Origin of the sequence: Phaeobacter sp. JH20_29 (genome assembly GCF_048056175.1) — a bacterium.
Taxonomy (GTDB): domain Bacteria; phylum Pseudomonadota; class Alphaproteobacteria; order Rhodobacterales; family Rhodobacteraceae; genus Phaeobacter; species Phaeobacter bryozoorum.
The window spans coordinates 85,099-95,127 of sequence record NZ_JAYMWO010000017.1; the positions used below are offsets into that span (position 1 = coordinate 85,099).

At 56.0% G+C, this 10,029-nt stretch carries 9 protein-coding genes; 2 read left to right on the forward strand and 7 right to left on the reverse strand.

The features are described 5' to 3' along the window. Positions 1 to 312 precede the first annotated feature (312 nt). From VWZ85_RS14970 to VWZ85_RS14990, 5 genes are all read right to left on the reverse strand, one after another. Positions 313 to 2,106: a TniQ family protein gene (locus VWZ85_RS14970; RefSeq protein WP_416589416.1), complete on the reverse strand. Its 1,794-nt coding sequence runs from the start codon at positions 2,104 to 2,106 to the stop codon at positions 313 to 315. Continuing rightward, entirely contained in the window at positions 2,103 to 3,059 is a 957-nt protein-coding gene (locus tag VWZ85_RS14975) for a TniB family NTP-binding protein (protein WP_416589417.1), read from the reverse strand. Before VWZ85_RS14975 ends, VWZ85_RS14970 begins: the two co-directional genes overlap by 4 nt. Then, a complete protein-coding gene (locus VWZ85_RS14980) occupies positions 3,046 to 5,184 on the reverse strand; it encodes a Mu transposase C-terminal domain-containing protein (protein ID WP_260101141.1) in 2,139 nt (712 codons plus the stop codon). Before VWZ85_RS14980 ends, VWZ85_RS14975 begins: the two co-directional genes overlap by 14 nt. Then, positions 5,181 to 5,681: a TnsA endonuclease N-terminal domain-containing protein gene (locus tag VWZ85_RS14985; protein WP_260101140.1), complete on the reverse strand. Its 501-nt coding sequence runs from the start codon at positions 5,679 to 5,681 to the stop codon at positions 5,181 to 5,183. The genes VWZ85_RS14980 and VWZ85_RS14985 overlap by 4 nt, the downstream gene beginning before the upstream one ends. Positions 5,682 to 5,903: 222 nt before the next feature. Beyond that, entirely contained in the window at positions 5,904 to 6,146 is a 243-nt protein-coding gene (locus tag VWZ85_RS14990; protein WP_260101139.1) for a helix-turn-helix domain-containing protein, read from the reverse strand. A 214-nt stretch (positions 6,147 to 6,360) separates the two neighbouring features. On the opposite strand from VWZ85_RS14990, the gene VWZ85_RS14995 reads away from it, so the two are divergent. Both VWZ85_RS14995 and VWZ85_RS15000 read left to right on the forward strand, forming a co-directional pair. Beyond that, a complete protein-coding gene (locus tag VWZ85_RS14995) occupies positions 6,361 to 7,023 on the forward strand; it encodes a hypothetical protein (protein ID WP_416589418.1) in 663 nt (220 codons plus the stop codon). A gap of 16 nt (positions 7,024 to 7,039) precedes the next feature. Continuing rightward, the gene (locus tag VWZ85_RS15000) at positions 7,040 to 7,282 is read left to right on the forward strand and encodes a hypothetical protein (protein ID WP_416589419.1); all 243 of its coding nucleotides are present in this window, start codon (positions 7,040 to 7,042) and stop codon (positions 7,280 to 7,282) included. A gap of 130 nt (positions 7,283 to 7,412) precedes the next feature. Here the strand turns inward: VWZ85_RS15000 and VWZ85_RS15005 are convergent, their stop codons facing one another. Together VWZ85_RS15005 and VWZ85_RS15010 are read right to left on the reverse strand one after the other, a co-directional pair. Next, positions 7,413 to 8,309 carry an HNH endonuclease gene (locus VWZ85_RS15005; protein ID WP_260101136.1) on the reverse strand — a complete coding sequence of 299 codons (897 nt, stop codon included), beginning with the start codon at positions 8,307 to 8,309 and terminating at the stop codon, positions 7,413 to 7,415. Then, positions 8,306 to 9,949 carry an ATP-binding protein gene (locus VWZ85_RS15010; protein ID WP_260101135.1) on the reverse strand — a complete coding sequence of 548 codons (1,644 nt, stop codon included), beginning with the start codon at positions 9,947 to 9,949 and terminating at the stop codon, positions 8,306 to 8,308. The genes VWZ85_RS15005 and VWZ85_RS15010 overlap by 4 nt, the downstream gene beginning before the upstream one ends. Positions 9,950 to 10,029: the final 80 nt, after the last annotated feature.

Consider the following 10,029-nt stretch of genomic DNA (forward strand, 5'->3'; position numbering starts at 1 on the left):
ACAGGAGAAAGGACTGCAAGGCGATCTTTCTGCCCAAGGGTGCGGATCAATGCGGCAGTGATTGTTGAGTGAAAACAGCACCGTGCGGCACAGATGAGCCAGTTAACGCTGTGGGGTGAGCCACGCTATCTTACTCATTTCAGAGAGGTGGGAATTGTCACCAAGTTCTGCCTCTGAGCTTTAAGTTTTCTCTTTGAAATCAGTGGGGCAGAATTCTGATGTCGAACCAGGTCTGCCTTTTTCGTCAGATAGGTTTGCCTCTGGCGGGATATGAAAAAGCCGGCGCATTGGCCGGTTTCTATTGGGATCAGCTCAAAGAACGTCGTTTCGCCTGAAAATCATGTTGGCGCGTGGATCTAAAGGTAGCGGCTTCGCCCCGCGATCAAGCTGGATCACAGCCTCGACGCCTGGCAACCGCCCGTTCTTCGCTGCCAGGTCGACTACCGAGATATGGCTCTTGGAAAACTGCTCCATTGACTTGGCGCAGACGTACCTCCTTATGCGCCCGCTCTTCAGCTCCTCAACCTCGCGGAACTTCAGAACGCCTGTGTCCATCAGGCTCCGTATCGTTCGAATGTTGATGCCGAGGATCTTGGCGGCACGGGTCGGGCGAACGGTCCCCTCGTGATCCGTGGCGATGACCTCACGCAGCATGTCGAGCGAAACACGGAAATCTGGGAAACGTGCTGTGGCATGGTTGGCGACGCCCAGCGGAATCTGGTTTCTCAGGATGATTTCGATCACCCGTTCGGTCGGTATCCGAACCCGGTGAGAAGCGGTCGCGATGTCGAGCAGATCGTCCGTCCATGAAAGATCGGCTCGCGTCCTCAACTTGCCGAGAAAGCCATCAAGATCGCGGGGGTGGTACATCGGCGAGGCATTCTTCTCGTCGAAGTACTTCTCGACCAGCCCTGGCTTCGTCAGTTTGGCCATCATGAAGCGCTCGACGCCGAGATATTTGCCTGCGTCAGTCGCGTTCATAAGGGTGTCGAAGTCTGTCGCGATGTCATTGATGATTGCCGTAGGCACATAGGCGTTCAGCACAAAACCCTGGCCGGAAGCATTCCGTTCCGCCAGACCCATCGAAGCCAATCGCCGGGCAAGCTTCCAGCCAGACAGGCCGTACCTTGATCGTGCAGTTGATAGCGAGTGAACGTACTGCTCCGGGCATGGATGGCCCAGGACGATCGAACCTTCCGAGATCGGGAAGTTGCGGAAGATGAACTTCCGGACCAGGTCGCGGATCTCATCGAACTGAGGGTCGTCGTCACGATGGCGCAGCCATTCGAAGAAGACGCGGTAGCGGGTCCGGTAGAGCGTGTTGTCGATTGGATGGGCGCGCTGGATGTCCTTTAGTTTCTGCCTGAAAGCATCGGGCCCGTGACGCAGCACTTCAAACCCCGCTGTGCCAGCAGCAGTCCATTGGGCGGCGGTTGTTGTTTCCCGCCGTGCCTTGGCGCCTCTTGTCAGCAGCAGCCCGAACCCTTCACAGGTTTGTGCCGCGACATGAAAAGGCAGACAGTCTAGCCACGAGTTTCCTGGACCTTCCTCAATCCTGTTCCTCAGATAGCGTTCGAAGACCAGGTCGCGTTCGTTTGCACCCTGCGGTTCGGGCGGGGAAAAGCCGGAAATCAGATGGATGAAATCGAACCTGTCCCTTGTTCCAGGCGCCTTGGGCAACGAAACAAGGTGGCAGTTGTGCGTGGCGCAGGTCCGGATCGAAGTCAGCTGCCATAACCCGAAGTGCGCAGCATCAGTATCGTTCATGGTGTCATGCAGGCAATGTGGACAGCCCATAAGAGCTGTCCGGCTGAAGGCCGTGAACTTGATTTCCTCCTGCCCTAGCCGGAACCAGCCGGGAGAGACAAGCTCTGGCGTACTCCGTTGGAGCGCAGCAGGCTCGATACCAGCTAGTGCGGCCAGTCGCGCACAGTCTTCTTGGCACCCGTTGGTCAGGCCGAGATAGTCGATCCCGAAATCGGAGACGAACAGGGCCATGCTTGGCACGCCATTCCGACTTGCGAGGCGGGACGCAAGTGATGTTGCGGTTTCCCCTTGATGGAATTTCACATTCAGCGGTAGCGGCTTGATTGTTGAGAACATCATGTTCGGTTCTCCCGTGTGAACACCTGTCGTGCGTCAAATCGCAGGAAATCTGGCACGACGAATGGGTTGAACTCCGGATCGCAGGACGTGCGCAGATGGTATGCCCTTACGAAGTTGTTTCGGTTCAGCGTTTTCTGTTCTTGAAGCAAGGCGTCTTCGATGGCGGCCAGAATGAGCTCGATGACGAGGCCAAACTGGTTGGCAGCGGCATGCACGAGACGCTCTCCATGCGTCAGCTCAAGAACATCTTCTTCAGGATCAAGCTGAGCCCGTTCGCAGAAACTCTCCAGAAGATCGACGACGTCTTCGCCATGGGCGGCCGGGGAAAGACTCTCGAAGCGTGTCGTTTTCATCCGCCTTGCCAACTGGGGATCGTGATTCAGGATATCCTCCAATTCGTTGGTGCCTGAAAGGATGATCCCGACAGGCCAATCCTTGTCCGTCATCAAGGTCTTGAGCATCGATGCGACTGCGTTGAGTTCATGTTTGGTTCCTCGCGACGCGAGGTCCTGGGCCTCGTCGAGATGGACGAAAAGAACGCGCCGCTCCTTCAAGTGGTGGCGTACCAAATCCCAGATGTACCAAGCCTGCCGCTCAGAACTGATCTGGTAACCGAGTGCACGCAGTAGGGTCTGCCCCAAGAATTTCAGTGTTGCGGGTGAGGGCACCCGCAAGCTGATGATCGTAGTCTTCCCATAGCCTTCGTCGGCTAGCCTTCGGATTTGACCGTCCAGCAGAAATTCGATGGCGGCACTTTTCCCTGCGCCCGATGGCCCCGCGAGAGCGAGCCCGTGGGCTTCATTGACCATGCCAGCCGATAAGTCGGCGAGTCGCATTTCGACCAGCATTTCGAAGCTGGCGGCGAGCGGGGTGTAGCGTTCGTGGTGAATGAAGCGGCCTTTCAACACTGCAATACGCTGAGCAGCTTGGGTGATGCGATTAATCTTCATCATCGAACCTCCAACGCTTACGACGCTCGCGCTGTTCTGGCGGATCGGATGGTTTGCTGACCGGCGCTTCCGCTTCGTCCTGGCCGTTGCGCGGGGCAATGGAAATCGCATCATCGAGCAGATCTGTGCTGGGCGTAATCTGCCCCAATCGCATTTCGTCGGAACGGATCGGGTAGTGAAGTGCAGCTTGAGACCGCTCTACCTCTTCGTCAGTCACATGGAACGGCGTCAGTTCGCGAAGCGCGAAGGCCCGTCGGTTGGCTTCGGAAATTCTCTCGATGGCGCGCTGTACCTTGGGGGCATCCAATTCGACGCCACGCTTATGTTTGTGGCGCACAGACCGTATGCCTTCGCGGAGCTGTTCGAAGGTGATCCCGTCAAAGCCAGGTTGGTTGGCCATGGCGGGATACCAGGTCGCGCCGACACGGACGGCAATCCACCCAATGTCATGTAAATCCGCCCTGATCTCGACCTCTCGTGTTGGTGAGTGAAGAAAGGCTTCTCGTAGTGCTTCGCAACTATAGGTCAGGCCCGCGAACATGACCCCATCGCCACGTAATTTGCGGATCAATGGGCGCCCGAATGCTTTGCGTAAGGTAAGTCCGTCAGGAACCGGCGGTGTACCATGTATCGAAACAAGCCGCGCCCAGGCTGCATTCGGCGTTTCCCCTTTGAGCGATCCATGCGGTTGATTGTGGTAGATATCAACGATGTAGGTAAGCAGAATCTTGATTAGATCGTCATCGCAAAGACAGGCCAGCGTTTCTGAGGGATAGTCACCGCGCTCCACGGTATCGAAAAACGTGCGCCCTGCCAGCAACGGCATGAGCTGATGGCCCAGCGTGCGAAAGAATGACTCGATGAACCCTCTGAGCCAGGGACGCCCTGCAGGAGGGAGATGGGCGGTGATCGCGAGTGAGCTCACCGTTCCCTGAAAATCATCGGAAACGAAGGCCGGCCCCATATCCGAGACAAGTGTTCCTATCCCACCGTGATGGTGCCAAGTGCTTTCGCATGCCGCTGCTTGAGCAAGGTGCGTCTTGTCCTCGAAGATGTCGCGCAGCGCCCGGATCGCGTCGTCGGAGTTGGGGGTCTCAGCCAACCGCATAGAGACGACGCATTTAGTGGCACAATCGATTGCGATGTAAAGCCAGCGGCGTCCGGTCTCAAAGCGCTCTTGACGTTCGCGGGGGAGGTGGCTCCAAATCCCGGTCAGGGTCAGAAGAGAGATGACGTCGAGCCGGTTCTCGTCCATCTCGACGCGCTCCATCGGGCGGACAACGTCTGGCCCGTTACTGAACAGCGTGAAATGAGCCGCTGCAGCGGCTGCGCCGTGCCGCTTGGCATAGAGGTAGAATGGGTCTGCCATATCCAGGCGGCGCTGGATGCTCGAAGCAGACGGAATTGCCAAAGGAGCGGCGCCCGCATCTGCGCGTCGTCGATTTTCTTCCTTGAAGAGGGCTTGGGTTTCCTTGATCGCTTGCACCCGCGTTGGGCGCTGCGTGTCAGCATAGATTTCCACGACCTGGTTCATCAGGGCTTCGGCGTGGGGACACCAGCGCCGGTCTCGGTTTCCAGAGCGGTAGGTGTCAGGGATGAGCGCGAGGGGCGAATAGCTCGACGCCTGATAGGCGCGCACCCACTGAAACGCGGTTCGGCTGCCGGGAATGCCTCGTATCGTGATTTCCTCGCCCGGCCGTGCTTTCTTGGGAGCAGCGGCACCTTCGCCGACAAGCCTCTGTGTTTCCGCTCCGAGCCGTGCTCGGGCTTGGTCATAGGCTTCTTGCGTGCGTTTGATGTCGCCCGCGGCTTCGAGGGCGAGGAAAGCGTCACAGAACGCCTTTCGCCAGATCACCAGCCGACTGACTTTCTCCGGCAGTTCGCTGATGACTTCTACCGGCTTGCTCCGGCGAATTTGCTGCGCCGCCCGGTCAAAATACCCCGCGAAATAGGTCGTGTCGGGCCGACGCATCATCTCGGCAAGCTCCTGGTGGGAGAAAGCCTCAGTGATCCCCGGCTGCCCAACGCGCTCGAAGGTGCCGCCTGCATCGTTGATCTCCAGAGGGCGCATGGCGACGCCCGCCGTGGTGATCATGTCAGTTTTTGAGAAACGGAAACGAAGGGTCATGCGGCCACCTCCGTCAGCGAGGGGCGTGCCCAAGCGAGTGTTCGGGCTGCTTCTGCGGCCGCGCTCTTGTCGATGTGGTGATCGGTTACGAGCGAGATGCGGTCCGCAAAGGTTTTGGGGAGCGCGGCCGCAACTGCCTCGAGCTCCGACGCAAAATTCAGCTTCAGGGCACGTTGCATGGGTTTGATCGCCACCGCGACACGCTCACCATCCTTTTTTGTGACGAGGAAGTCGAAGACATGCTGCGCCGACTGGCCTTCGGCACCTACGTATGAGATCGCTGGTGGCTGTTCCCGAATATGGTGCACGTCATCTCGCACCAGCATCAGGCAAAGAAAGGCGTATTCGAGCGCGCTCTCGAAGTAGATGACGCGCGGGCGCTGGAAGCCAGGTAGCATGGCAACCATCGAGCCGCGCAGGCTGCCCTTGGACCGGCGTGCAGGTATACGTGTCGCGTGGCTCGGCTCCGGCCCGCGGTAGATCAGATTGTCGTTCATGATGATTGGAGCGCACCTCACCTGGACGCCGACCCATGCGGATCGGAGCAGGTGCGGGGCGACATCCCCCTATATTTGAGATGAGTTGAGCAGCCCTGCCGAGAGACGCCCCGGCAGGTTGACTTTTCGTGAGACTCAAGGGATGAATAAGGGGTCGCGACCAACGACATTTATTCAAAAGGCCTTCCTGTTCGCGCAGGAGGGTCCTTTTATTTCCCGATGTCAGGTTTTGTTTGCCTCGCTGTCCTCCTCTGCCGGGTAACGGTCGGGGAAAAGCTCTTGTGGAGTGGTTCCAAGCTGGTTCGCTATTGCTGACTGTACGCGGTGAGATCGACGATAGCCTTGGCTGACTACGGTCACGCTGCTCTGCGCGATGCCGAGCGTGCGAGCAATTTCCGCCATGCTCGATCCGGCTTGCCGGAGCCTGCACTTCAGTTGCTCGTGATTATGCAGATCAACGTTCATGGTCTGATGCAAGTCCTTAGTCTCCGTACTTACCCCTCTCACAGTGATTCGAAGATTGATTCGTTGCGCAACATTTCTTCGTCATCGTGAGCCGTTTCTCAGGTTTTGATTGCCTGTTTCACCGGTCAAACCGAGAGTCTGGGCAAGCAAGGGGGCACGCGGCTTTGCATCGGAAGGTTTCGAGGGAATGATATTCGCGAAAGGGGCGACGCTGATGGCATGGCTTACAGAAGAACAGGAAAGGCAGCTTCAGGAAGCTCGAAAGCAAGTCGAGGCCGCGCAGAAGACTATTGCCGATTTTGAAAAGTTTCGTCGTCCGCTTCGGGTGTCTCGCAGGAAGCTTGCACGGCAAAAGGCGATGCAGACTTCGAGTGCGGCGTGTCCCTCCGAAAATAAGAAATCTACCAGCACAACCAGAAGCACTGGCTCAGAGATTATTCGACCTCAGCCCAAGTCGCGGCTCCGAGGCGCGGAACCTCCATTGCCAGAGCTGAATCAGATCAAGCGGTTGTTTGAGGATTTGCGGTCTCTGGATCGCGTTGCTCAGGCCCTTGGGCGAGGTCGCCGCGATGCCGTGAAAGCCTTAGCCACGGCAGGTATCGACATTCGTGAAGAGATCGCAAGAGAATGGGACGCAGGGCGGTCCATTCGCGAACTGCACGAGCAGCATGGATCTGGATGCGATACGATTTCAAGGTGGATCAAGCAGGCAGGGCGTAAAGTTCGGCCTCGAAACTCCAACAAGAAATGTGACGAAGAGTTGATCGTATGCACATATCTGAAAACGCGATCAGCTAAACGATGCGCGGATGCGGCGGGAGTTTCGTGGGAGAAAGCGCGCAGTGTCCTAAGAAAACGAGGGCTTTGGGAAAAGTGAAGCAGGGCAAGCGCTAGTGTTCGATCAAGCCAATGCTGGCGATACAAGAATGGAGGCAACAAGAATGGTCAACCCCACGCATCCGGACGTACATGAGCTGCATGATTGGCCGATATACGGTCCAAAGAACCCAGAGATCGCCAACCTGGTAGATAGGCTCGCTTGTGATCACGGGATGCGTGTTCACGACATCGAGGAAGTCATTTTGGTTGCGCTGAAAAACCGGTTACGTGACGCCGAGCGCCAGGTTAACACCTGAACCGCTGCCCAATGGCTGCACCCGCGCCTCAGCGTCCTTAACTGCGCAAAGATTGCAAACCAGGCTCGGCCTTTTCGATACTCCCAAAAGGATGGAAGTTGCATGGGTGAGACCGTACGCAGGTAAACTGTCAGATTTCCTCCGCCGGTTCCTTCGTCGCCAGGTTGCCGGCAACCGCACCAGCTTGTCCATCTGGTAGGACATCTTTGAACCCGCCGTTGCAAAATTCGTCATGGTTTACGAGTGCGTTTAAAAGCACCGGTCGCCAGTGGTTGCGATGGAACGCATCGGTTTCGATGGAAGCTTGCTTTCCAAGATAACGCTTGACCCCATCGCCACCACCGAATTCTGCAGCCATGTGTAGGCCGGTCGTGTGGGCCACAAGGTTGGTATTCACATCCTTTTGGAACCTAGTATTGAGAGATAGAGCTTCCATTTGAAATTTGAGCTTTGCGAGAAGCGGAGCCGCGAGCTGGGCATTTTCGTCGATCGAATATTTAGTGATCAACCCTCCATCTTCGATTGAAACGTCGACCTGAAGAAACTGCTCATCCGGCACTATGTCGAAGTAGGCGTGGACGAAATTTCCTGCGTCTTTGGCAAGCTTGGCTTTGTTGCAGGCCTCGCATAACGGAACCAAGTTCCAAGCATATAGCGAAAGTGGCTCAAAGACCGACTTGGGAAGATGGTGGTCAAGCTCGACTGGAGGATCTACGCCACAAATCGGGCAGAGATCAACATTCTCAAACGCAGTTTCCCGAATATGGGGAATCTTTCCATTCTCATACGTCTGTGGATAGGCGTGCCTAATCGCGCTGTTAAGGGCTGGAGCAAGACCCGGCCCTTTCAGAGCATCGGAAGGCGCTCCCAAGGACTGATCATACAGGTCATAAACTGCAAGGATCGCATCAATCTCACCACGCGTTGGAGCATAGCCCCGCACCTCACCCTTATAATTGTAGGTGTACAGTACAGTTTCGAGGTCATCTCTTGCAGTCGTCTTTGGTGGGCGTGGCAGGTTTTTCATTTTTGTTTGGTACGTCCTGCGAACTTAGAAAGTACGTAACCTCGGGCTTGGCCACTTAATGCCGGCGTGAAAAGATTGTCGATTTCCTCATAGCTCAAGTCGCCATCGACCAGAAGGTCGAGTACCTCGTGGAAGTCGGTTGATGATGCCACAAGGCCGAAAATGTCATATGTTAGGAGACCGACGTTTTCGCCGAACGTCTCGAGCTTAGGTTGCCTGAAATGAAGGGTGTCACCGGCACGCGTCACAATGCGGACGTGGCGAGCGAGGGTCTCCTGTACGACAACTGGTGAATGGGTCGCCACGACGCAGAAGGCATTGACTTCTTCGAGGATGATTCTGATTGCCTGCATGAGAGCGGCGACGAGTGGCGGATGAAGATGCATTTCTGGTTCGTCGAATAGGATCAATGACTTTCGTGCGGCGCGTGCAGTAAGTGACGCAACCACATGCAGTGCAATCTTATGGCCCGTACTCCAGCTCAGAAACGAATTCATTGGCTCATTCATTATGAATTCTGCTTCACCCTGTTCGCCACGCTGAGCGAAGGACGGCTCAGACAACAAAGGTTCAAGCGCCGAGAGAAACAGAGCTCGGCGCCCTCCACTGTTGATCATGGTGACATATCTCTCAAACTCAGAGGCGAGTGCTTCAATCGGCTTTAGGCGTGTGATTGCTTGAGGTGCGGATGTTTGAAACACAGTGCTTATTTCACTGTTTTCGCGCTCCTCAGTTTCGGCGGAAATATCGCGGAGACCGCAATAGGCGAACCGGCCCTGACCCGCCGCTATATCCTTGGCAACCTGAACGCGGTCCCTTCCGTCAAGCCCCGGAACATCAAAGCTGTCGAAGGCACTGTAGGATATCGTAATGATGCGGGAGAAGTTAATCTCGGGAGGATCAAACGCGCCGAGGTCTCGTATCGTTTTTTGTTCGCGAGCTGATCCGGACGCAAATGCAACATGCGAGAGTCGTGAAAGAAGCGTGCTTTTTCCGGAGCCGTTTCGCCCGATTAAGGCGACGATACGTTGAGGCAAGAGAACCTCTTTCTCACTCGGGCCAAGCTTTCTCATCTCTTGGTAGTAGTTCGGGACGGGCGGCGCGGAGAATTTCAGGGGCAGCACGTCCGAAGCATCATTTGGCCTGAACGAGAATGGTGTTTCAAGGTTGGCGAGTTTGGAGAAGTCTTTATTGTGGACGGCGGTCGCATCATCAAGGAAGCGATCCCATCGTGAATTGTCTCGGAAGAGTGACTTTCGCCAACCAAGCTCGTTTTGAAATTCTGGAATGAGAGCTGGATTGGCCACGACATCGCGGAGCGCTGTCAGAATCTCGTTTCGATCATCGTCGTCGATTGTTGAGAGCCGCTCGTAGTAATCGAGATCGGCGCCAACCGAACACCATTGGTCATCAAGTCGGTCAAATGGCTGCTCAATTTGGAGAGGCTCGCCTTCCTTTTGTCCCAGTTTCAAGATCTTCACGCCACCGACATAAAGAAGGTCAGAGCTCTTTGATGGCTGGTAATAGAGGCCGTACGTAGTCTTGAAATCGAAGTCGTCCCAATTGTCCTGCTGCAGTCCTAGCTGGCCCGTGATTGCACTCAGGGCCTTCCTAGAGTGCGGATAGATATCGAACTTCATAGACCTTCTCCCGGTGGCAACTCGGCAAGTCTGCAGGGACACAGAATCAATTAGAAATCAAGCCTATGTGCCATGGTCCC